Here is a 22,103-nt window from a genome sequence, read left to right as displayed (position 1 = left end):
GTAGCGCCCACCCCCTGGTGGCTCAGTGGTGGTGGATCAGTTGACCGTGACGGTGTAGAAGCGCTCGTCGGTCAGCGGGCTGGCCACCAGGCCCTTCACCTTCGGGCCGACGACGATCGCCGGGGGGCCGTAGGAGATCGGGATGGCGGGCAGGTATTCCATGATCTTCTGGTTCACTTCCTGGTACGCCTTGGTGTGCGCCTCACCGGCGGGCGCGGCGTCCGCGGCCGAGATGGCCGAGAACAGCTCCGGGTTGCTGAAGCCGAACTCCGGCTTCTCGCGGCCGAAGAAGGTACCGACGAAGTTACCGGCGTCGTTGTAGTCACCGGTCCAGCCGAGCAGGTGCACGTCGTGCTTGCCCGCCTTCTGGACGTCGTCCTTGTAGCCACCGTTCCACGGCTTGGCGATCGGCTCGACCTTGATGCCCATGGCCTTCATGTCCTCGGACAGCGAGGTGAAGATGTCGGCCGGGTTCGGCATGTACGGCCGGGTGACCTCGGTCGGGTAGTAGAACTTCAGCGTCATGCCCTCGGCGCCGGCTTCCTTCAGCAGGTCTTTCGCCTTCTGAAGGTTGTATTCGTACTTGGTGACGTTCTCGTTGTAGCCGTCGATCGCCTTCGGCACGAACTGCGTCGCGGTCTCGGCGCCCTCGGGGAGCTTCGACTTCACGAACTGCTCACGGTTGAGACCGTAGGCCAGCGCCTGGCGGACCTTGGGCTCCTTCAGCTTCGGGTTGTTCTTCTGGTTGATGCCCAGGTACAGGATGTTGAACGACGGGCGGATGAGCACCTGCTCGCCGTCGTTGCGCAGCAGGCCGTAGTCCGCGGGCGACGGGTAGTCGTAGCCCTGGATGTCACCGGCCTTGAGCGCCTGCTTGCGGGCGTTCTCGTCCGGGATGACCTTGAAGACCAGCTTGTCGAGCTTGGCCGTCTGGGTCGGCGAGTCGGTGGCCTTGACCAGCGTGATCTCACCCTTGGCCTGGTCCCAGCTCTCGAACTTGAACGGGCCGGTGCCGGTCGGGTGCTTCAGCGCGTACTCCGGGTAGGAGAACGAGTCACCGCTCTGGGTGACGGCGTCGGCGTTGTACTTCTTCAGCGCGTCCGGGCTCTGGATCGAGAACGACGGCAGCGTGAAGGCCGCGGGGAAGGCGCCCTTGGCCTTGTTCAGGTTCAGGACGGCGGTGGACTCGTCCTTGGCCTGGCAGTCCTTGAAGACCGGGTCGCCGGAAGCGTCGCCCTCGTTCTTGGCGAAGCCCTCGAAGACGTCGCCGTAGTAGATCATCTGGCTCTGGGCGGCGGCGCCCTTCATGTTGAACATGCGGTTGAAGTTGAAGCAGACCGCTTCCGCGTTGAACGGGGTGCCGTCGTGGAACTTCACGCCCTTCTTCAGGGTGAAGGTCCAGGTCTTGCCTTCGTTGCTGCCTTCCCACTTCTCCGCCAGACCGGGCTCGAGGTCCGCGGTCCCCGGCTTGTTCATGATCAGCGTGTCCATCATCTGGCGGATGATGCGGAAGGTCTCACCGTCGTCGTTGAAGAGCGGATCGAAAGTCTTCGGGTTACCGGCGGCACCGAAGACCATGGTGCCTCCCGAGCCACCCCCTGCGCCTTCTTCACGCTTCGATTCGGCACAGGCGGAAATGGAGACCGCGAGTGCGCCGGCAAGCCCGATCAGGGCCACACGGCGTGCTCGGGTCACCCGCAGTTGCTGCATCTGGCACCCCTTGAGGAGATTTTCGGTGTTTAGGCACCGTCCGGTCGGTCGGAAAGTCGAGCTCCACGGACGATCGGTGTGCCCGCCGACACTAGCGGGAACTCAGCCCGCACTTAAGCACGCGAGGTTACGATCGCGCTACACGACGGCCAATACGACCGCAAAGTGTCCGCAATTCCGGACGGAGTGTAATCAATTCCCGACCACTAACGCGCAGAGTGCCGGGTCACTGACTCAAATGGGTGTCCACCACTACGACCAATGGGTGCCGGACAAAACAGGACATTCGCGGGTATCGGGTCGCGTCTCGTGAGTGGTACGGACGGTTAGAACCGTCGACAAAGGGGGTCGCGCCGGATCGCGCCTCATCGAGAGGTAGCGATGGCCTCCTTCACTACCTTCACGGTAGGCAAGGAGGCCTTCACGGCCAGGTGATCGGACGGCACATGTCCGGTCACGCGAAACCGCCGTCCTCACCACTCACGAGAGGTGACCACTCGATCCGCCGCGGCCCGGGTGCCGTCGACGGCGAACCACCCTCGTTCGAACAGCTGCCAGCGCCGCAGTTCCGCGCGGGAGTCCTCACCGTCACGCTCGACGCCGCGGTCCAAGCGTTCGGCCTCGCTCCCGCCGTCCAGCCAGGTCAGCAGGGACAACGAAGGCCTCATCCGCGCGCGGCCGCTGGAAACACCTTCCAGCACCAGCACTTCGGGGACCGGGATCTCGACCTCTTCACCCGGCAGTGGGACACCACTGGACCAGTCCACCCGCCGGTATCGGCCGGGCCTGCCCGCGCGCAGCGGTTCCAGGACGCCGGTTTCCAGCCGCGGCCACCACGAAACGGGTTCGTCCCAGGTGGCGAACTCGTCGGTGCTCACCAGCGCCACCCGGACGCCGCGACCGGCCAGATCGGCCACGATCTTCCCGGCCAGCGTGGACTTCCCGGAGCCGGACGGGCCGTCGACGGCCAGCACGCGGACGGCGCCCAACCTCGGCGGAGCCGCGAGAAGGGCGTCGATCAGCGTGCGCGTGCGGGGCTCACTTCGGGGAGCCCGTTGACGTTGTCGGGAGCCGCGGTCTTGGCTTCGAGTGCCGCGACGCGTTCTTCCAGCTCACGCTGGGCGTCGGCGAGTTCGCAGCGGAGCAGCGCGATCTCCTCGACGGAGGTCCGGACCTCCTCTTCGAGGTGCCCGACCTCGGTCGACAGATGCAGCGCGACCAAGGCCAGCACCACACCGGCCATCAGGAACACGAAGTTCGACGGCGTCTGCATGCCGGTGACGTCGGCGAGGAAGTCCGCGGCCTGCGGAACGAGCGCGAGCACCACCACGCCGACGGCGAGGAAGAGCCAGACGCCCGCGTACTTCTCGCGCAGCTTCCGCCGCCGCATCATCTCGAGGACGACGAACAGCACCAAACAGGCGATGACGATACTGAGAATGCGCCAGCCAGCCATGAAAGCTCCTTTACGCCGAATCCGACGAGTCGACAGCCGGTCGACGGCGCATGAGCGCCAGCAGCAGAGCGAGCCCGGCCCGACCGAGATAAACGGCCGATTTCACCGGCGAATGGCTCGGCGTGCCACCCGCCCGCTCCCGCATGATCACGGGGATTTCCTTGATCTTCAGTTCGGCACGGATCGCCATCACCAGCGATTCGACCGTGTCCCCGAGGTACTCGGCGGGGTAATACGCGGCGAACAGCCTGATCGCGCGGGGGCCCATCGCCTTGAAGCCGGAGGTGACGTCGGTGAGCCGCGTCTTGCCGAGCCTCGAAAACACCAGGGACAGCGCGACCATCGCGTATTTCCGCGGGCCGCTCGCCTTGTAGGAGCCCTTACCCGCGAACCGCGACCCGATCACGATGTCCGCGTCGTTCAGCCCGTCCAGCAAAGCCGCGACCTCGTCGGGGTCGTGCTGGCCGTCCGCGTCCACCTGGACCACGACGTCGTAACCGCGGGCGGCCGCGTACCGGAAACCGGTGCGCATCGCCCCGCCGACGCCGAGGTTGACCGACAGACGCGCGACCTCGGCACCCGCGGCGCGGGCGAGGTTGGCCGTATTGTCGACGGAACCGTCGTCGACCACCAGCACGTCCATCCCCGGCAATGACTTCTTGACCTGGGAAATGACCGCGCTGACACTGGCCTCCTCATTGAGAGCAGGCATCACGATGAGTACGCGACGGGTGGTCACGGACGTACTGGACACTGGATCACTCTATCCTCTTACTGGCCGTGAGCGGTGTCGGCCCCGGTGGTGGCGGCGGAATCGACCACACCTTGCTGACCTTCGATTTCGTAGATCGACGCGTCCGCGTTACGGAAGACACGCTTGAAACCCGGAGTGGTTTCGATGCGCTCGAAACCGACCGGGGTCTGCAGTTTGGGGGAAACCTTGCCCTTGCCGACGAGCACGTACCGCACCTTCAGATCGGTGAGTGTCTGCCGGACACGTGGCTCTTTGTCGATGTCGTTCAGGAACACGCTCAGGTAGCCGGCCTTCGTGGAGAACGCGGCCCCGTAGTTGGACCATTCGACCGGCTGGACCCCGGTGAGGGCGTAGAGCCACACCGATCCGTCGATCTTGTTGTTCATGACGCGCTCGCCGGGCACGGTGTGCGCGGCGAGCCAGTTATAGGCCTCCACCTCGCCCTTGCTGACCGAAGGACCGTCGCCGTAGTGCATCGCCACGCGGGCGGAGTTGCGGCCGATGTACCCGCCCCTGCTCAGCACGCTCACCACCAGTCCGATCAGGACCGCACCGATGACGGTCAGCATGACCGGGTTGAGGCCCGGCTTCCGCTGCCCGATCTTCTCGGCGACCTTGGTGGCCGCAGCGTGCACGAACACACCGAACCCGACGGCCCCCGCCAGCGGGACGAGCGCGCCGAGCCGCCAGTGGTCGTTGTAGAACGGCCCGGTCAGGGTGTGGATCAGCGGGGTTTCGAGCGAAACGGTCGCCGCGAACAAGCCGCCGAGCACGACGTAAGCCCCCACCAGCCACACCATCTGGCGCCGGCGGGCGAGCAGGAACACCCCGATGATCGCCGGGACACCGATCCACCACTGGGGGAACGCGGCCATCGGCGAGAACGTGATGGTCTGCCCGACGGCACCGGACACGGTGGTCTCCGACGCCCAGGAGGCGGCGGTCACCCCGCTCGCGTTGTACAGCGCAGGCAGCACCGTCGGCAGGCCGAACGCGGCCGCGAGCACGATCGTCGCCACCAGCGAGGACGCGCTGCGGCGCCAGTCGATCGCCTCGAAACGGAACAGCACCGCCAGGAGGATCAGGACGAAGTAGACCAGGATGACGAAGATCAGGCTGGTGTGCAGCCCGGCCAGTCCGGCGACGCCGACACCGATCGCGACCGGCCCGGCGATCCCCTTCGGTTTGATCAGCAGGCGGGTCAAGGCGAGCATCGCGGGCACGAGCGCCACGCCGGCGACGTACGGCCACAGCGGGCCACGCCACAGCGAGTCGTACGGGAAGGCGGTGAACCAGGTGGACACAGCCGCCGCGGCGGCGGTCGCGAGGACCGGCAACCCCCACGCGCGGCACATCGCCGCGACACCGAACGGCAAGGTCAGCACCACCATGAGCGCCGCCAGGTTCAGCGTCGGCATGATCGTCAGGCCGCTCTTGCCGAAGACCAGCGCGAGCAGTGCGTGATAGGTGTCCGGATAGAAGTAGTCGGTCTGGTTCGGCAGGTTCGCGATGGTGCCGACGGTCGAGGGCCGGGCGTCGCCGTGCTCGGCGATCCAGCGCACCAGGTTGGCGTGGAACGGCGCGTCCCAGTCCTGCTGGATGTTGTTCAGGCTCCGGTTGCCGCGCAGGAACGTCACCGCGCCCACGACGAGACCGGCCAGCACCCCGCCGCCGATGAGCAACTGATCGCGGACAGAGCGCGCGGGCCGCTCGTCCTCTTCCCAGTCGGGATGGCGCCGCCGCGTGAACCTGGCCGCGGCGTAAGCCAGCCCGAAGCCGACGGCGGACACCACCAGCGTCCAGAGCGCCACGTTCAGCATGGTCCAGCGGATACCGAGGGTGCCGAGCACCGGGACACCGATCGCGACGACGCCGAAGGTGAGCAGTGGCGCGGCACCCGCGAGTGTCCAGCCTCGAAGCCGGATCGCGGCGCCGAACAGCAGGCCCGGCAGCCAGAACGCGAGCATAACGAGGAGCACGTTCATCGAATTCGCTGTCCCAATCTCACCGGTGCCCGGCACCGTCCTGTCCGATTCGGCCCGGTGGGTCGCACCTTACTGGGCCGCTATGAAGACGTTTCAGCGGCGCCCGAGGTTGTCCCCTGGGCCTTGCGGAGCACGAACGCGACCACGACCGCGAGGCCGAGCGTCGGCGCCACGGCCAGCGCGACGACCGCGCGGAACACGGTGTCACCGGGCAGGAACAGCAGGAACAGGGAAGCCGTTCCGGTGACCACGGTCCAGGTGATCAGCACGAGACGCGCCTGCGTCCTTGCCACGAGCACGGCCGTGAGCAGCTGCATCGGCACCAGCACCACCGAAGACCAGACCAGCCCCGCGACCGACCAGCCGTCGACGTCGTAACCGGGACCGCTGACGAACCGCACCGCCCACGGACCGAGCCACAAGCCGACCAGCGCGCCGAGCGCGGCGAGCGCCAACGAGGCCACGACGCCGAGGGCGAGCACCCGTTGCAGGCGGTTCCGGCCCTCGTCGGTGGTCGACAGCCGGACGACGAACGGCACGACCAGCGACTGCACCGGCCCGATCAGGGTCAGCGGCAGCCGGGCGATGACCAGCGCGGCGAACAGGGCGCCGACCCTGGCGCCGTCGTCACCGGGGGCCAGCAGACCGACCAGCGCGGGGTAGCCGGTGATGACCGCGGACGTCAGCGCGGCGCCGACCAGCAGCATGCCCATCCGGCGGGAGGTGACCCCCCAGCCGTCGCCCTCCGCGTGCGGGTCGATCAGGCGGCGGGCCGGGCGGGCGAACAGCAGCCAGGCGAACGAGCCGGCGGCGACCGCGATGGCCAGCGTGACGACGTTGTAGGCGACGGCCACGAACAGCACGCCGAGGACGAGTGCCCGTACCGCCGGTTCGGCGATCACCAGCAGGGAGAAGGGCTTGACCTTGTGCTGGCCGATCAGAAGCCCGCGAGTGCCGAACTGGCAGGCGAAGGCGACGCCGCCGACCAGCACGATCAGCCCCAGCGTCCAGTCCCCGTGGAACAAGCGGTCGTTGATCGGCGGGATCAGCAGGGCCAGTGAGAAGACCGCGGCGACGACCGCGCCGACGGCGACCGCGCGCAGCGCCGGGCGGCCTGCCCTGCCCCCGTCGAGTGCCGCGACCGCCGACTGGCGGGACAGCTCCTGTTCCAGCGGCGAAAGTGTGCTGCCGAGGCCCATGAGCAGGCCCCAGAAGGTGACGAAGACCGCGTATTCCTGCGGGGGCAGCAGGCGCTGGCAGGCGACGGTCAGGACGTAGCCGAGACCGATCGACACGAGCAGCGAGCCGCCGAGACTGCCCGCCGTCGTCCGGCCGCTCCGTGCTCCGGCCTTCGCGTCCGCTTCCTCCACGCCCGCGGAGCTCATCGGCGCCGGAGCCTGGCCCGGACGGCCATGGCCAGACCGCGCAGGACACCGGCACCGAACCCACCGGCGAACACCGGGAGCAGCTTGGTGACCGCCTTGGCCTCCGGGCCGGTCGCGCCGCACTTCTTCACGACTTCACCCGCCGCGACGGCGCCGAGCACTCCGGCGGCCAACGTCGTCTTCGGCTTCTTCGCCGCGAAGGCGAGCCCGGCCACTCCGGCGGCCAGCGCGCCGAACAGGGCGTTGCGGGCCGGGCCGGGCGAGCCGATGTAGGAGTCCACATAGGTGGTGCCGCGGAAGTAGGCCTGCTGGGCGAACTTCTTGAACGAGTCGCGTCCGTTGTAGACCGCGTTGAATTCGGGAGCCAGCCAGATCCGCTCGCGTTCGGCGATCCAGCGCAGCATGCGGGTGTCGTCACTCGCGAAGCGAATGTCGTCGAAGAGGGAGACGAATGCGGTGATCGAACCTTCGAGGAGTTCACGCCGCGCGCAGAAGAATGTCGTCCCCTTGGGATAGACATCGAATTCCTCGATGCCATAGGACGTCAACCGCGGATTCGCGAAATACGCGCGCCAAGGGACCTTCACGAGCCCCGCCATGAAACCGGCGTACGGATTGTTCTCGGAGGCGACGTCGATGTGGCCGTTCCACACCGCGCGCTCGGGGTGGCCCGAGAGCTGTTCGCGCAGGAAGGTGAGACTGCCCAAGCCGACGATGACGCGGCTGTCGAGCAGCGCGATCCACTCGCCGGACGACTTCGCGATACCCGCGCTGCGCGCCTCGAAACGGCCCGAATTGACCTGGCTGAGCACGGTGATGCCGTGCCGTTCGCGCAGCTCTTCGAGCTTCGCGGGCGTGGCGTCGGTGCTGCCGTCGTCCACGACGACGACCTCGATCGGCCAGCTCGCCGCCTCGGCCGAGGCGAGCAGCGCGCCGACACTGCGTTCGATCCAGTCCTGTTCGTTGTAGACAGGGATCACGACACTGAGCGAGGGGACGAGCGGATTCGCACTCACGGTGCCGAGGCTACCCGGCAGCTCCGGCGGCGGGTCGGTCAGTATCCTTGGGCCCACCGCACCCGACTCGAGAATGGGCACTCACGGTGATTTCCTTCATCCTCGGCACCACCGCGGAACTGATCAAGATCGCGCCCGTCTACCACGGAATCGTCGAGCGCGGTATGCGGCCGAAGATCTGGTTCACCGCGCAGCACGTCGACGAGGTGGCCGACGTGGTGGCCGACCTGAACCTCCCGGAACCCGATCTCTGGATGGTGCCGCGGGACAAGGCCCACAATCTCGAGTCGCCCGCGCAGGTGCCGGGATGGGCCGCCCAGGTGCTGCGCACCGCGTGGACCCGCCGGGAAGAACTGCGTGCCGAGCTGACCGCGGACGGCCGTCCGCCGCTGGTCCTCGTGCACGGCGACACGTTCACCACGCCCTACGGCGCGCTGATCGGGAAGCGGATCCTCAAGTCGCGGGTCGGGCACATCGAGGCGGGCGCGCGGTCGGGCAGCATCCTGTCGCCGCTGCCCGAGGAGCTGAACCGCAAGATCGCGGCGAAGGTCGTGGACATCCACTTCGCCCCGACGTCGCGCGAGGTGAACAACCTGCGGAACACCCGCGGCGTCGTGATCGACACCGAGGCGAACACCGCGATCGACTCCATGCGCCTCGCCATCGGCCAGCCGCTGGTGGTCGAGGACCTGCCGGAGAAGTTCGGCCTCGCCACCCTGCACCGTTTCGAGCTGCTGTCCCGGCCGGACAAGTACCGCGAGGTACTCGAGATCCTGCGTGAGGAAAGCCGCAAGATGCCGGTGCTGTACATGGCCGGCGCGCCGGAGCGGGAGAAGCTGCGCGCCCTCAAGCTCGAGCATCTTTTCGACGACCGCTTCATCATCCGGCCGAAGCTGCGGTACCTGAAGTTCCTGCCGCTGGTCGCGCGCGCCGAGTACGTCGTGACCGACTCCGGCGGCCTCCAGGAGGAATGCGGTTACCTCGGCCTGCCGTGCGCGGTGCACCGCAACCGCACCGAGCGGCATGTCGGCATCGGCGCCAACATCGAGCTCACCGAGATGAGCGGCGACAAGCTGCGCAACTTCCTCGACACCTACGACTCGCGGCGCGGCGACAACTGGATGGACAAGTACCACCCGTCCGAGATCGTCGTGAACACGCTGGCTCAGCTCGGCTACTGCTGAGCCCTCCGGCCACGCGCTCCAGGCGCGTGGCCGGTTCCGCCCGCCTCAGCCAGCCGGCGCGTCGCAGGCCGTGATCCGGTACAGCTTGAACGTGCCGCCCTGGTCGATCTGGCGGAAGCCCTCACCGGTCGGGTAGGTCAGCCCGTCCCACAGGTTCCCTCGCGGGATGTCGTTGGTCAGCAGGTAGCGGACGTTGAGCCTGCCGGCGATTTCGCAGACCCGCGGATCGGTCGCCGCCTTGCTGAGATTGCGGGCAAGGTAGATCTGGTCCGCGGTGAGCCTGCCGATGTTGAGCTGCGGGAACAGCACCTGGCGACCGGTCAGCGCCATCACCACGGGGCTGCCGTTGTACGGCATCTGGGCCACGATCGTGCCGGGTTCGGTCCGCTCGCCGATCCGCTCGAACAGCGCGTGTTCCTCCTGGCTGACGAGCGGATCGACCTTGGGATACGCGCTCAGCACCCGGTTGCGGTGGTCGAGGAGATTCAGTCCGCCGGTCGTCACCAGCGCCAGGACGACGACCACGGGGAGCGCGGCGGCGGAAGCCCGCGCGGCCATGACCCGCCGGTGCTCCAGGAAGCTCACCGACGAAAGCCACGCCCGGACCGCGGCCACCACCGCGATGATCCCGATCACCGCGAGCGGGACCCCGGTGATCGGGATCATCGCGGCGAGCCGGTGGGAGTCGGTGTACCAGAACCCGGTGAACACCCGGCGTCCCGCGCCCGGCACGCCCGCGGCCAGCACGTAGAGGCCGATCGAGATGGCGTGCGAGGCCACCAGCCACCGCCGGAACCGCTGCCGGAAGCACGAGACCGCGCCGATGATCACGAGCACGGCCAGCACCCAGCCCGCGCCGCGGCCGTTCGTGGCCCCGGTCAGTGCCTCCCCCAGCGCGTGCGAAGGTGACTCGAACGGCGGCGATTCCGCGTTCATGGTGCCCGCGAACAGCCCGGATTCGACAACCACCAGCCAGTAGGCCGGAGCGGCCAGCACGATCGGAACCGCCATCAGGGCGGCGGTACCACGACGACCGGCCCGGTACCGCCGGATCGACGCCCTGGCGAAACCGACGAACACCACCGGCACCGCGACCGCCGCCAGGCTGATCACCGCGTTCGGGTGGGCGATCGTCACGGCCACGCCGAACATCGGTACGAGCAGCCACGCCCGGCCGCGCCCGATGGCGTCCTCCGTGGCGAGCTTCGCCACGGACAGGAGAGCGGCCAGCGCGGCGGGCACGAGGGAAAGGCCCAGCAGGTTGGGCCAGAGGATCCCCCAGCCGAGCATTTCCCACGGGAACGCGCCGAAGGCGATGCTCATCAGGCCGGCCAGCCCCAGCGCCGTCCGCGACGGCCCGGCGAGCTGCCGCATCAGCAGGACACAGCCCAGCGGCCAGATGACCAGCGCGATCGAGATCGACAGGATGTTCGCGGCCGCCGGCACCGATCCGCCGGTGATCATGACGAACAGCGAAGCCAGGTCGTGCCAGGCGGCCGGGTAGAACCCGTGCGCCCGGCCCGGCACGCCAAGGGTGTCGATCATGAGCGTGGACGCGTCACCGGTGTTGAGGATGTTCGCGATCGCGTTGTAGTGGAACGCGGAGTCATCGGTTTGGATCAGCTCTTCGGGGCCGCGGATCGACAGGCGCACGGTGAGCGCGCCCAGGAGGGCGGCTCCGGCGAGGCCGAGAACCGAAGCGCCGACGACCGGCCAGCCGTCGCCCGCCGCCGGCCGCGGCAGCCGCTTGCGGAGCGGGATGACCACACAGGCGATCACCACCGTCAACCCGGCGAAGACGCCGAGTACCGGCAACGGAGACCAGGCTATGCCGAGTTTCGACGCGGCCATCGCCGTCAGCACGACCACGGCCACCACGACGACCGGCGCGAGCGCGACGGCCGTCAGCCGGCGCAGGCCGAGCAGGTACGTGATCGGCAGACCTGGCAGTACCAGCAGCGACGCGCACAGCAACACGGCAGGTATCGCGGCAAGCCAATCCATGGCGGAATTCCTCGCTTATCGGCCCTGACGCACGCATCCGGATACACGGCGAACTTTCGCCGTCCGATCGGCAGGCCGACGCAGATTTTTACACACGGCGCCGGGCACGGGTTTACCGGGATCTTGCCTTTCACACAGCGTGGCGACCCGTGCCCTCCGCGAACACCACTAGCACTTGCCGAAGTCGCCCGGCGGAACCCAGGGCGTCCCCGGCCAGAAGATCCGGCCCTGCGGCCGGTATTGCTTACCCATCACGTTGTCCCAGCTGGTGGGGCCCATCTGGTGGTCGAAGGGCTTGTAGCGATTCCAGATCTGGTGCTTGCGCTCACGCCAGTAGCCGCTCACGTTGTCCGGGAAATCCGTGATGATGTAGCCCTGGTATTCGTCCCTGCGGATCACCGTGTCGCCCGCCCCGTCGACGTTCGCGTCGGCGACGAGGATCGCCCCGGCGACATGGTCGACGTTGTCCGCCACCCCGTCACGCCGTCGTTCCCGGTGACCGATGGTGCTCTGCGTCCGCAGGTAGTCCGGCCGGACGTGGTCGATGATCGACCGCAGCATGCCGACGAAGGTGGCCTTGGTGTACGCGGGCCGATGGTCGATCGGCCGGGCCACATAGGAGTCGTCATGCACCATCCGGTAGAGGTCCCCGCAGTTGTCCTCCGGTCCGGCGGCCGCGTGGATGTAGGTGAAGACGAGGTGCACGTTCGTCCCGTCGAGGTGGTTGACGGCGACGGGGTGGCCACCGAACCGCATTTCCTGGTACGTCCACGCGTTCGGCACACGTGCCGCCTCGGCGTAAGCGGCGCGCACACCTTGGATCCGCGTGTCCGCGTAGTCCATACCGCAGGGGTGGTGGCTTTCGCAGGGCAGCTCACCCGCGGTGAGATAGGTGACCCAGACCTGGTAACCCGCCTGGATGTCCGACGCGATGTCGGGGTTCATGAAAAGCAGGTCGTCGTCCTGGTGCGCCGCGAAACTCAACGTCGTCGTGGTGTCGTCGGCGACGGCCGCCGGACTGTGGGCCGCGACGAGGGTCGCCGCGATCAAGGCCGTCGCGACCGCGGACCGCGCCATTCGTGCTCGCATGACGTCTTTCCTCCCGGTTCAGTGGTCATCGGCCCGTTCGGGCAGATGGCTGACGCGCGTGAAGGCCCCCTTCCCCGGCTGAACCGAGGCAAGGGGGCCTTCACGCTTGAGAAGCTAGAGAGCCCGCCGGCCCGAGAGTGCCCGGCCCAGTGTCAGTTCGTCCGCGAACTCCAGGTCACCGCCCATCGGCAGCCCGGACGCCAGCCGCGTCACGGTCAGGCCGGGGAAGTCGCGAAGCATCCGCACGAGGTACGTCGCGGTGGCCTCGCCTTCGGTGTTCGGGTCGGTCGCGATGATGATCTCGCTGATCTCCGCGCCACCGATCCGCGCCAGCAGCTCCCGCATGCGCAGCTGCTCGGGCCCGATACCGGACAACGGGTCCAGCGCGCCGCCGAGCACGTGGTAGCGGCCCTTGAACTCGCGCGTCCGCTCGACGGCGAGCACGTCCTTCGGTTCCTCGACCACGCAGATGACCGTGAGGTCACGGCGGGTGTCGCGGCAGATCCGGCAGGTCTCCTGCTCCGAGACGTTGCCGCAGACCTCGCAGAACTGCACGCCTTCCTTGACCTTGCCGAGCACTTCCTGCAGGCGCGCGATATCCGCGGGATCGGCGGCCAGCAGGTGGAAGGCGATCCGCTGCGCGCTCTTGGGACCGACGCCGGGCAGTCGCCCGAGTTCGTCGATCAGATCCTGGACGACACCCTCGTACAAGCTAGCCGCCGAGCCCGGGGAAGCCGCCGAGGTCCGGCATCCCGCCACCGAGGCCGCCGGCGAGCGGGCCGAGCTTCTGCTCGGTCAGCTTCTGCGCGTTGGCCGAAGCGTCCCGCACGGCCGCGACGACCAGGTCGGACAGGGTCTCGACGTCGTCGGGGTCGACCACCTTGGGGTCGATGGACAGCGACTTGAGCTGGCTGTCTCCGGACACGGTCGCGGTGACCAGGCCGCCGCCAGAAGTGCCGGTCACCTCCGTGTTGGCCAGCTCTTCCTGGGCCTCGACCAGCTTCTGCTGCATCTGCTGAGCCTGTTGCATGATCTGCGACAGGTCGAAGCCGCCACCGGGTTGCACCATGATCCGATCGGTCCTCTCCTGGAAAATCCCGTGCCGCCTACCAGCCTAGCCGTCACGCGTGTGGCACCGTGGGCGCCGTGCGACGACGGCTGGGCCTTGTGGTGGCGATCGGATTGACGCTGTTCACGGCGTGCGGGGTGGACACCCCGGCGTCATCGCCGTCGAGTCCGGCTCCGCCCGGCACCACGACGGTCCTCACCACCCTTCCGCAGCCGAGTTCCACGACGAGCACACCGTCTTCGAGCGCGCCGCCGCCGAGCACGCGGCAGCCGAAAACGGGCAAGGTCGTCGTGCTCGATCCCGGTCACAATGGCGGGAACTCCGGCAAGCCCGGCGAGATCGGCAGGCAGGTCCCGGCGGGACGCGGCAAGACGAAACCGTGCAACACCACCGGGACCTCGACGAATTCCGGCTACTCCGAGCACGCGTTCACCTGGGATGTCTCGCAGCGGATCTCGCAGGCGTTGGCGGCCAAGGGAATCCGCGTCGTCCTCACCCGGCAGAGCGACACCGGGGTCGGGCCCTGCGTCGACGAGCGCGCCGCGATCGGGAACGAAGCGCAGGCGGACGCGGTCGTGTCGATCCACGCGGACGGCTCGAATTCCGCCGGGGCGCACGGTTTCCACGTCGCCTACTCGGCCCCGCCGCTGAACGCCCAGCAGGGCGAGCCCTCGGTGAAACTCGCGACGGCGTTGCGGGACGGTCTCCGCGCGGGCGGTTTCCCGACGTCGACGTACCTCGGGTCGAACGGGCTCGCCCCGCGCGCCGACCTCGGCGGACTCAACCTCTCGACGCGGCCCGCCGCGCTCGTCGAGTGCGGGAACATGCGCAACGCCGCCGAAGCCGCGGCGATGGCGAGCGAAGAAGGACGTCAGCAGTACGCGGCCGTCATCGCGAAGGCGATCGAGGACTACCTCGCCGGTTAAAGCTTGAGCAGCGCCTGGCTGTCGGAGTTCCACGGTACCCGGGGCGGCCGGCCGCGTCGCGATCCTCCCCACGACGTCTCACGCGCCGGTGTCCCCGCAGGTCGGCGCCCGGTTTCCATCCCACCCTCCCGAAGTGGGCCGAAGGGCTTGTCTCGGCACGCCCGGCGCGTTTGAGTTACCGGCGGAGAAGAAAATGCCGTCTTGAGGGGGACGTGGCATGACTCTGCGCATGATCTTCGATCGCCAGGATCTCCAGGGGATCCGGATAGCCGAAGCACCCGACCCGCTGTGGGAGCTGGTCCTCGGTTCGCATCAGCTGAGAGAGGACCGCCCGTCGGCCTGGCGGCAGCAGGTCCGGCTGAACCTGCGCCGGCACGAAGGAGCGGCACGATCGCTGAAGACGCTGTTCACGCTGGTTCCGCCGAAGGGGAACTTTCCCGACTTCCTGACCCCGCCCACCTCGGCGGGTTCCGTCGACAGCGGTCTGGAGGCAGTGGCGTGCACGCCTCGCGGGCGGCTGCGCGCCGACCTTCGGACCGTGTTCACCGGCGCCGCGCCGACCTGGGTGAAAAGGCTCGCCGACGGTGATCGCGAGGAGGTCGGCGGCGTCGTCGGCGCCCTGCGGGACGCGTACGGGCTGGTGATCGAGCCGTTCTGGCACGGCATGCGCGAGACCGTCGCCGCCGATCGCGCGCGCCGGGTCCGCACGCTGGCCGCCGAAGGGGCGGGCGCGATGATGCGCGGTATCCCCGGCGTCCGCGGCTGGGACGGCGAGGTGCTGGAGATCGCGTATCCACGGGACCGGACCGTCCATCTCGACGGCCGGGGGCTGACCTTGATCCCGAGCCGGTTCTGCGCGAACACGCCGGTCACGTTCATCGATCCGGCGCTGCCGCCGGTGCTGCTCTACCCGGCCAGGGCGACGGGCCCCCGGCCGCCGGACGTGTCCCCCGGACTGGTGGCGCTTCTCGGCCGGACCCGCGCCGAAAGCCTCGGCGCGCTGCGTGTCCCGCGCACGACCAGCAAGCTGGCCGCCTGCCTCGGCACCTCGATCGGCACGGCCAGCAAACAGGCCGCCGTGCTGCGCGAGGCCGGGCTCGTCACCAGTGCCCGGCAGGGCGGCGCCGTCCTGCACCACCTCACCCGGCTCGGCACGGCACTGCTCACCAGGGAACTCCACGAAGAGCCCGCTCCCTGAAGCCGGCACTCGCGACCCGCTGACCCGCGTTTCGTCCTCTGAATGCGGTACTTGCGCGTGCAAGTACCGCATTCAGAGGACTACTTGCGCTCGTCGAGCGGGCGGGCGTTGAGGTGGTCGGCGAGCAGCTTCCTGGCGATCTCTTCCGGGTCCTGCTCGGGCGGGAGCGGCGGAGGCGGCGGGGCGGGGCTCGCGTCCTCGTTGTAGAGGTCCTCGTCCTCCTCGACCGGCTCGGGCGGGAGCGGGATGTCCGGCTCGGAGGTCGTCACCTTCGGCCGCTGGGGCTCCGGCTTCGGCGCGGGAGGCTCAGGAGGGGCGGCGGGCGCTTCGACGGACCGGCGCGTGAAGGACCGCTCGGGCGCCGGCGGCTGCGGCGCGGCCTTGGGCGCCGTGGCCTGCCGGGCCTGTGCGGCGCCGTGGACGCAGCGGACCTGCCAGTCGCCGCCGAAGACCTCCTTGAACGCGGTCGCGACGCGCTCCGCGTTGTGCGGCTCGGAAAGCCGGCGGGCCAGCGGCTCGGCGCTGTGGGTGAGGGTGACGGCGTTGCCCTCGACACTCACCACGCTCGCCTGCGTGAGCATCGCTTCGGTGCTGCGGCCGCCCGGGACCTTGCGGATCGCGGCGAGTACCTGCGGCCAGCGGCCGCGGATCCCGTCCACATCCGATGCGGGCGCTGCGGGCGCTGCTGCGCCACCCGAAGCCACGGCGAGCTCGGCCGGAGGCGGGGTGGGCGCGGAAGGCCGCTGAGGGGCGGGCCGTTCGGCGACCGGCTCGGGCCGCGCGGTGGGCTGTGGTGCGGCTTGCGGAGCCGGTGTGGCCTGCTGGGCGGGCGCGGTGGCTCGTTGCGAAGGCCGCTGGAATTCGCGCACGGGCTCACCCGCCGGAGCGACAGGGGCGGACTGCGCCACCGGGGCCGCCTGTGCGGCTTGAGCGGACGGCGCGGGAGCGGCGGCGACGGGCGCCGGAGCCGAAACGGCACGGCGTTCGAGCCGTTCGAGCCGGGCGAGCAACGCGTCGGTGCCCTCGGCGACCGACGGCAGCAGCATCCGCGCCGTGAGCAGTTCCAGCACCAGCCTCGGCGAGGTCGCGCCCCGCATCTCCAAGAGTCCATTGTGGACGATGTCGGCGTAGCGCGAGAGCGTTGCGGGCTCCAGTTTGCCCGCCTGCTCCGTCATCTTCTTGAGCTCGTCGTCCGGCGCGGCGACCAGGCCGCGTTCACCCGCGTCCGGCACCGAACGCAGCATCACCAGGTCGCGCAGGCGGTCGAGCAGGTCGGTGGCGAACCGGCGCGGGTCGTGCCCGGCCTCGGCGAGCCGCTCGACGGTGCCGAACACCGCGGCGGCGTCGTCCGCGGCCAGCGCGTCGACCATGCCGTCGATGAGCGCCACGTCGGTGACACCCAGCAGCGACACCGCGCGCGAGTAGTCGACGCCGTCCGGCCCGGCCCCCGCCAGCAGCTGGTCCAGCACCGACTGCGTGTCCCGCGCCGAACCGCCGCCCGCGCGGATGACCAGCGGGTACACCGCGGGCTCGACCTTCGCGCCTTCGGCGGCGACGTTGCGTTCCAGCAGCTCGCGCATGGAACTGGGCGGGATCAGCCGGAAGGGGTAGTGGTGCGTCCGCGACCGGATGGTGGGGAGCACCTTGTCCGGTTCGGTGGTCGCGAAGATGAAGATCAGGTGCTCCGGCGGCTCTTCCACGATCTTCAGCAGGGCGTTGAAGCCCTGTGTGGTGACCATGTGCGCCTCGTCGATGATGAAGACGCGATAGCGCGAGTCGGCCGGGGCGTAGAAGGCCCTGTCCCGCAGCTCGCGGGCGTCGTCGACGCCACCGTGGCTGGCGGCGTCGAGTTCGGTGACGTCGACGCTGCCGGGGCCTTCGGGCGCGAGGTTGCGGCACGAATTGCACTCGCCGCACGGATCCGGCGTCGGGCCCTTCGCGCAGTTCAGCGACCGCGCCATGATGCGGGCGCTGGACGTCTTGCCGCAGCCACGCGGGCCGGAGAAGAGGTAGGCGTGGTTGATGCGCCCGGCGGCCAGCGCCGTACGCAGCGGATCGGTCACATGCTCCTGCCCGACGACCTCGGCGAAGGTAGCCGGACGGTACTTTCGGTAGAGAGCTAATGCCACGGCCGCGAGACTACCGGGAGGGCCCGACAGGTGAGACCGGCACCGACCCCAGGCAGGTATCCGGTCCGCTTCGGCACCGCCGAACTGCTCCGGGACGCCGACCGCCCCAACGCCTGGGTGATCTCGGTCGACGGCGTCGCCCAGTCGCACGTCAACCTCGACGACCCCCGGGATCTCGAGTTCGACTACATCCGCCGGATCGCCGACGTCGTCGACTGCCTCGGCGAAGGTCCGCTCGACGCGCTTCACGTGGGCGGGGCGGCCTGCACGCTCCCGCGCTACATCGCCGCGGCCCGGCCACGCTCACGGCAGCTGGTCTTCGACGCCGACGGCGAACTCGTGGCGCTCGTCCGCGAGCAGCTGGGACTGAAGGGATTGAAGGTCCGCGTCGGCGACGGCCGCGAAGGTGTCTCCGGCAGGTACGACGCTTCGGCCGACCTGGTCATCGTGGACGCTTTCGAACGCGGAGTCCTGGCCGGCGGGCTCGCGACCGTCGAGTTCACGAGCGAGATCGCGCGTGTCCTCCGCCCGGCCGGGACCTACCTCGCCAACGTCTCCGACGGGCCGAACCTGCCGTTCCTCCGCCGGTTCCTGGCGACACTGGCGAGTTCCTTCCCCCACCTGGCGATCCTGGCCGAGCCAGGCGTCCTCCGTGGCCGCCGCTTCGGCAACATCGTGGTCGCCGCTTCACGCGCCGGACTGCCGGTACCCGAGATGACCCGCCGGGCCGCCTCATCCGCCTACCCGGCGCGCTGCGTCGCGGGAGAGGACCTCCGGCAGCTGCAGGGCAAAGCGAAACCCATCGCCGATGCGGAAGCCCTGCCGTCGCCTGTGCCGCCGAAGGATGTCTTCGGGATCTTCTAGCCCCGAAAAAAGGGGATCCCGCGCACCCGTCAGAGCTTGCTTATCCTTGCTGCCTTCCGGCCCTGGGGAGGTTCACAAGATGGACGCCGCGCGGGATCCGAGGACCAGTGTAGTCACTCCCGCCCCGGCATGGAGGACAGTGGGGGGTATGAGCACTCCGACCTGGGAAGATGTCCTCAAGGCCACCGAGGCCGTTCATCCGTTCGTGCGGCGCACGCCGCTGCTGCGCGCCGAGGTCGACGGGCGGCCGCTGGTTCTCAAGCTGGAGCATCTGCAGCGGAGCGGATCGTTCAAACTGCGAGGCGCGGTGAACGCGCTGGTGAGCGGGCCGTTACCGGAGCGGGTGCTGACGGCGTCCGGCGGCAACCACGGGCTGGGTGTGGCGACGGCGGCTTCGCTGCTGAATCTGCCCGCGACGGTGTACGTGCCGGAGTCGGCTCCGCAGGCGAAGACGGCCCGGATCGAGGCGGCGGGCGCGAAGCTCATCCGTCACGGAGCGACGTACGCCGAGGCCGCCGCGAAGGCACTCGAAGCGGCCTCCGAGCCGGGTACGCGGTACCTGCACGCGTACGACGATCCCGCCGTCGTCGCCGGTCAAGGCACCGTCGCGGCCGAAGTGGTCCAGGACGCGCCGGACGTCGACGCGTTCTTGGTCGCGGTCGGCGGTGGTGGGCTGGTCGCCGGGACGTCGCTGGCGGGGTTGCCGACGTTCGCCGTCGAACCGGAGCGGTGCCGAGCGCTCGGCGCGGCGTTGGAGGCGGGCGAGCCGGTGGACGTGGAGATCGACTCGGTGGCCGCGTCCGCGCTGGGCGCGACCAGGATCGGGAGCGTCCCGTTCGCCGTGCTCCGCGATCGGGTGACGTCCGTGCTGGTCAGCGACGCGGAACTGCTCGCCGCGCGGGACCGCCTCTGGGAGGAGTTCCGCCTCGCCGTCGAACCGGCCGCCGCGGTCCCGTTCGCCGCGTGGCTGGCCGGCCGGACCGGGGGTGAGCTGCCCTGCGTCATCCTGTGCGGCGCTAACAGTGATTGGACGCCCTGAGCTCGACCCGGAATTCCGTCCGCCCCGGACGGCTGACGACCCCGACCCGCCCGCCGTGCGCGGCGACGACGGCCGCGACGATGGCCAGGCCGAGGCCGGTACTGCCCGCGGCCCGCGAACGCGAGTCGTCGCCGCGGGCGAACCGTTCGAAGACCTCCGGGAGGATCTCCGGCGGGACCCCCGGCCCACCGTCGACAATGGACAGTGTCACCGTCGAGTCCACTATGGACAAAGCGGTGGCTACCTCGGTCCCCGCCGGGGTGTGCGTGCGCGCGTTGCCGAGCAGGTTGATCACCACCTGGTGCAGCTGATCCCCGTCGCCGAGGACGGTGATCGGCTCCGGCGGGACCTCCAGCAGCCATTTGTGCTCCGGCCCGGCGACGTGCGCGTCGGCGACGGCGTCCGCGACCAGCCGGGAGAGATCGACCGGCTGGTGCACCACCGGACGTCCGGAGTCGAGCCTGGCGAGCAGCAGCAGATCCTCGACCAGGCCGGTCATCCTCGTCGATTCCGATTCGACCCGGCCCATCGCGAACGCGATGTCCGGCGGCACCTCGGAGCCGGAGCGCCGGGTGAGTTCCGCGTAGCCGCGGATGGCCGCGAGCGGCGTCCGGAGTTCGTGACTCGCGTCCGCGACGAAGCGGCGCACCCGGCTTTCACTGGCCTGGCGGGCGGAAAGCGCGTTCGAGATGTGGCCGAGCATGCGGTTGAGCGCGAACCCGACCTTCCCGACCTCGGTCCGCGGATCGGTGTCCACTTCGGACACTCGCTCGGACAGGGCGACCTCGCCGCGGTCGAGCGGGAGTTCGGCGACCCTGGTCGCGGTGGCGGCGAGGCGATCGAGGGGTTTCATGGTGCGCCGCACGGTCACCGCGCCGAGCGCGCCCGCCAGCAGGATCCCGCCGATGGCGACCCCGCCGAAGATGAAACCGAGGTTCCACAAGGTGTCCGTGACGTCCTTCGTGGGCAGCCCGGTGATCGCGACACCACCGTTGGACGCCTGCTTGGCCACCACGCGGTACTCCCCGAGCGAGCCGAGGTCCACGTCGGTGGGCTTGTCGGCCGGCGTCGACCGCAACAGGGCCGAGAGCTGGGCCGGGCCGATCGGATCGTGCGGGAACGGGTCGGCGACCTTCGCGTCGTAGCTGGATCGCAGCACCGCCGCGACCACCCGCCCGTCCGGGAGGATGTTCACGAACAACGAACCGGTGCTCTGACCGTACGCGCGCAGGCCTTCCGGCACCCGTTCCCCGCCGGGGCGCCCCGGCGGCGGCGGACGGCTGGCGCGTTCACTGGTCTCGGCGATCCGCGCGTCGAGCTGGTCGATCAGGAAATCCCGCAGCGCCAGTTCGGTCACCACGCCCACCACCAGGCAGACGAGCGCGAGCAGCCCCGCGACCTGCGCGATCAGCCGCCGTCGCAGGGACCACGGCCGCCTACCCCGCGGGTTTGAGGACATACCCGGCGCCGCGCATCGTGTGGATCATCGGTTCCCGGTCGGCGTCGATCTTCTTGCGGAGATAGGAAATGTACAGCTCGACGATATTGGCCTGGCCACCGAAGTCGTAGCTCCAGACGCGGTCGAGGATCTGCGCCTTGGACAGCACGCGTTTGGGATTGCGCATGAGATAACGCAGCAGTTCGAACTCGGTCGCGGTCAGCGGCACCGGATCGCCGCCGCGGTGCACTTCGCGGCTGTCCTCGTCCAGGGTCAGGTCCCCGACGACCAGCATCGACCCACTCGGCCCGGCGACGCCGCCCGCGCGCCGGAGCAGCGCGCGCAGCCGCAACGCGACCTCCTCCAGGCTGAACGGTTTGGTGACGTAGTCGTCGCCGCCCGCGGTGAGCCCGGCGATCCGGTCCTCCACCGCGTCCTTCGCGGTCAGGAACAGCACCGGCAGGTTCGGCACCTCGGACCGCAGGCGGCGCAAGACCTCCAGGCCGCTCATATCCGGCAGCATGACGTCCAGCACCACCGCGTCCGGCCGGAATTCCCGCGCGACGCGGGCGGCCTCGGTGCCGTCGGCCGCGGTGCGGATGTCCCAGCCCTCCATGCGCAGCGCCATCGACACGAGTTCGGACAAGGTCGCCTCGTCGTCGACGACCAGCACCCGCACGGGGCTGCCGTCGGCACGGCGCAGGCCGGCCTTCGCGGAACCGGACGAAGGGACGTTCACACTGGTCATGCTGCCATCCTGGGCGACCCCGATGAGGCTTCTCTGTGTCCCGCCTGTGCGTTTCCTGTGAACGATCACCCTGCCGGGGAGCGAAACACAGCGCGTGCCCACCGGCGGC

The 22,103-nt window shown here is 69.4% G+C and carries 19 protein-coding genes and 1 other RNA gene; 5 read left to right on the top strand and 15 right to left on the bottom strand.

Annotated features, from left to right (window positions below; all coding sequences use genetic code 11):
- Positions 1 to 36 precede the first annotated feature (36 nt).
- From CVV72_RS31355 to CVV72_RS31325, 7 genes are all read right to left on the bottom strand, one after another.
- Positions 37 to 1,578 carry an ABC transporter substrate-binding protein gene (locus tag CVV72_RS31355; RefSeq protein WP_219147401.1) on the bottom strand — a complete coding sequence of 514 codons (1,542 nt, stop codon included), beginning with the start codon at positions 1,576 to 1,578 and terminating at the stop codon, positions 37 to 39.
- 605 nt (positions 1,579 to 2,183) lie between these two features.
- Entirely contained in the window at positions 2,184 to 2,732 is a 549-nt protein-coding gene (locus CVV72_RS31350; RefSeq protein ID WP_219154246.1) for a uridine kinase, read from the bottom strand.
- Positions 2,729 to 3,166, bottom strand: a complete 438-nt coding sequence (locus CVV72_RS31345; RefSeq protein WP_034314607.1) for a DUF2304 domain-containing protein — start codon at positions 3,164 to 3,166, stop codon at positions 2,729 to 2,731. Before CVV72_RS31345 ends, CVV72_RS31350 begins: the two co-directional genes overlap by 4 nt.
- Positions 3,167 to 3,176: 10 nt before the next feature.
- Complete coding sequence (locus CVV72_RS31340) at positions 3,177 to 3,878, bottom strand: glycosyltransferase family 2 protein (RefSeq protein ID WP_125679871.1); 702 nt, start codon at positions 3,876 to 3,878, stop codon at positions 3,177 to 3,179.
- Between the two features lie 59 nt (positions 3,879 to 3,937).
- Positions 3,938 to 5,905, bottom strand: coding sequence for a DUF6541 family protein (locus tag CVV72_RS31335; RefSeq protein WP_219147399.1), 1,968 nt, complete (start codon positions 5,903 to 5,905; stop codon positions 3,938 to 3,940).
- 80 nt (positions 5,906 to 5,985) lie between these two features.
- On the bottom strand, positions 5,986 to 7,290 hold the full coding sequence (locus CVV72_RS31330; protein WP_219147397.1) for a lipopolysaccharide biosynthesis protein: 1,305 nt from the start codon (positions 7,288 to 7,290) through the stop codon (positions 5,986 to 5,988).
- The gene (locus CVV72_RS31325; RefSeq protein ID WP_219147395.1) at positions 7,287 to 8,306 is read right to left on the bottom strand and encodes a glycosyltransferase family 2 protein; all 1,020 of its coding nucleotides are present in this window, start codon (positions 8,304 to 8,306) and stop codon (positions 7,287 to 7,289) included. The genes CVV72_RS31330 and CVV72_RS31325 overlap by 4 nt, the downstream gene beginning before the upstream one ends.
- A gap of 86 nt (positions 8,307 to 8,392) precedes the next feature.
- Here CVV72_RS31325 and CVV72_RS31320 point away from each other — a divergent pair, with 86 nt between their 5' ends.
- Entirely contained in the window at positions 8,393 to 9,490 is a 1,098-nt protein-coding gene (locus CVV72_RS31320; RefSeq protein ID WP_219147393.1) for a UDP-N-acetylglucosamine 2-epimerase, read from the top strand.
- 45 nt (positions 9,491 to 9,535) lie between these two features.
- On the opposite strand, the gene CVV72_RS31315 is transcribed toward CVV72_RS31320, so the two are convergent.
- From CVV72_RS31315 to CVV72_RS31300, 4 genes are all read right to left on the bottom strand, one after another.
- On the bottom strand, positions 9,536 to 11,494 hold the full coding sequence (locus CVV72_RS31315) for a DUF6541 family protein (RefSeq protein WP_219147391.1): 1,959 nt from the start codon (positions 11,492 to 11,494) through the stop codon (positions 9,536 to 9,538).
- A gap of 168 nt (positions 11,495 to 11,662) precedes the next feature.
- On the bottom strand, positions 11,663 to 12,583 hold the full coding sequence (locus CVV72_RS31310) for a PIG-L family deacetylase (RefSeq protein WP_219147389.1): 921 nt from the start codon (positions 12,581 to 12,583) through the stop codon (positions 11,663 to 11,665).
- Between the two features lie 114 nt (positions 12,584 to 12,697).
- Positions 12,698 to 13,294, bottom strand: a complete 597-nt coding sequence (gene recR / locus CVV72_RS31305) for a recombination mediator RecR (protein ID WP_005166260.1) — start codon at positions 13,292 to 13,294, stop codon at positions 12,698 to 12,700.
- Position 13,295: 1 nt separating this feature from the next.
- Entirely contained in the window at positions 13,296 to 13,652 is a 357-nt protein-coding gene (locus CVV72_RS31300) for a YbaB/EbfC family nucleoid-associated protein (RefSeq protein ID WP_007035126.1), read from the bottom strand.
- Between the two features lie 68 nt (positions 13,653 to 13,720).
- On the opposite strand from CVV72_RS31300, the gene CVV72_RS31295 reads away from it, so the two are divergent.
- Entirely contained in the window at positions 13,721 to 14,578 is an 858-nt protein-coding gene (locus CVV72_RS31295; protein ID WP_370641831.1) for an N-acetylmuramoyl-L-alanine amidase, read from the top strand.
- Between the two features lie 217 nt (positions 14,579 to 14,795).
- On the top strand, positions 14,796 to 15,776 hold the full coding sequence (locus CVV72_RS31290) for a helix-turn-helix transcriptional regulator (protein WP_219147387.1): 981 nt from the start codon (positions 14,796 to 14,798) through the stop codon (positions 15,774 to 15,776).
- Positions 15,777 to 15,856: 80 nt separating this feature from the next.
- Here CVV72_RS31290 and CVV72_RS31285 read toward each other — a convergent pair whose 3' ends face one another.
- Positions 15,857 to 17,905, bottom strand: a complete 2,049-nt coding sequence (locus CVV72_RS31285) for a DNA polymerase III subunit gamma and tau (protein ID WP_219147385.1) — start codon at positions 17,903 to 17,905, stop codon at positions 15,857 to 15,859.
- A gap of 30 nt (positions 17,906 to 17,935) precedes the next feature.
- Here CVV72_RS31285 and CVV72_RS31280 point away from each other — a divergent pair, with 30 nt between their 5' ends.
- The gene (locus tag CVV72_RS31280) at positions 17,936 to 18,769 is read left to right on the top strand and encodes a spermidine synthase (RefSeq protein WP_219147383.1); all 834 of its coding nucleotides are present in this window, start codon (positions 17,936 to 17,938) and stop codon (positions 18,767 to 18,769) included.
- 7 nt (positions 18,770 to 18,776) lie between these two features.
- On the opposite strand, the gene ffs is transcribed toward CVV72_RS31280, so the two are convergent.
- Positions 18,777 to 18,871: signal recognition particle sRNA small type (gene ffs, locus CVV72_RS31275), an RNA gene on the bottom strand.
- Positions 18,872 to 18,917: 46 nt separating this feature from the next.
- Here ffs and CVV72_RS31270 point away from each other — a divergent pair.
- Positions 18,918 to 19,808, top strand: coding sequence for a serine/threonine dehydratase (locus CVV72_RS31270; protein ID WP_219147381.1), 891 nt, complete (start codon positions 18,918 to 18,920; stop codon positions 19,806 to 19,808).
- On the opposite strand, the gene CVV72_RS31265 is transcribed toward CVV72_RS31270, so the two are convergent.
- Positions 19,786 to 21,267, bottom strand: a complete 1,482-nt coding sequence (locus CVV72_RS31265) for a cell wall metabolism sensor histidine kinase WalK (RefSeq protein ID WP_219147379.1) — start codon at positions 21,265 to 21,267, stop codon at positions 19,786 to 19,788. The genes CVV72_RS31270 and CVV72_RS31265 overlap by 23 nt on opposite strands.
- Positions 21,245 to 21,994, bottom strand: coding sequence for a response regulator transcription factor (locus CVV72_RS31260; RefSeq protein WP_034314576.1), 750 nt, complete (start codon positions 21,992 to 21,994; stop codon positions 21,245 to 21,247). Before CVV72_RS31260 ends, CVV72_RS31265 begins: the two co-directional genes overlap by 23 nt.
- Positions 21,995 to 22,103: the final 109 nt, after the last annotated feature.

This window comes from Amycolatopsis sp. TNS106 (genome assembly GCF_019330265.1).
GTDB lineage: Bacteria > Actinomycetota > Actinomycetes > Mycobacteriales > Pseudonocardiaceae > Amycolatopsis > Amycolatopsis lurida.
Note: the sequence above shows the minus strand (reverse complement) of the source record. Positions and strands in the feature narration are given on the sequence as shown.

Bases quoted from the DNA above. Each gene is read 5' to 3' on its own strand.
- CVV72_RS31260 (WP_034314576.1), bottom strand. From the start codon at position 21,994: ATGACCAGTGTGAACGTCCCTTCGTCCGGTTCCGCGAAGGCCGGCCTG.
- CVV72_RS31270 (WP_219147381.1), top strand. From the start codon at position 18,918: ATGAGCACTCCGACCTGGGAAGATGTCCTCAAGGCCACCGAGGCCGTT.
- CVV72_RS31330 (WP_219147397.1), bottom strand. From the start codon at position 7,290: ATGAGCTCCGCGGGCGTGGAGGAAGCGGACGCGAAGGCCGGAGCACGG.
- CVV72_RS31300 (WP_007035126.1), bottom strand. From the start codon at position 13,652: ATGGTGCAACCCGGTGGCGGCTTCGACCTGTCGCAGATCATGCAACAG.
- CVV72_RS31265 (WP_219147379.1), bottom strand. From the start codon at position 21,267: ATGTCCTCAAACCCGCGGGGTAGGCGGCCGTGGTCCCTGCGACGGCGG.
- CVV72_RS31340 (WP_125679871.1), bottom strand. From the start codon at position 3,878: ATGCCTGCTCTCAATGAGGAGGCCAGTGTCAGCGCGGTCATTTCCCAG.
- CVV72_RS31290 (WP_219147387.1), top strand. From the start codon at position 14,796: ATGACTCTGCGCATGATCTTCGATCGCCAGGATCTCCAGGGGATCCGG.
- CVV72_RS31315 (WP_219147391.1), bottom strand. From the start codon at position 11,494: ATGGATTGGCTTGCCGCGATACCTGCCGTGTTGCTGTGCGCGTCGCTG.
- CVV72_RS31355 (WP_219147401.1), bottom strand. From the start codon at position 1,578: ATGGTCTTCGGTGCCGCCGGTAACCCGAAGACTTTCGATCCGCTCTTC.
- CVV72_RS31345 (WP_034314607.1), bottom strand. From the start codon at position 3,166: ATGGCTGGCTGGCGCATTCTCAGTATCGTCATCGCCTGTTTGGTGCTG.
- CVV72_RS31310 (WP_219147389.1), bottom strand. From the start codon at position 12,583: ATGCGAGCACGAATGGCGCGGTCCGCGGTCGCGACGGCCTTGATCGCG.
- CVV72_RS31335 (WP_219147399.1), bottom strand. From the start codon at position 5,905: ATGAACGTGCTCCTCGTTATGCTCGCGTTCTGGCTGCCGGGCCTGCTG.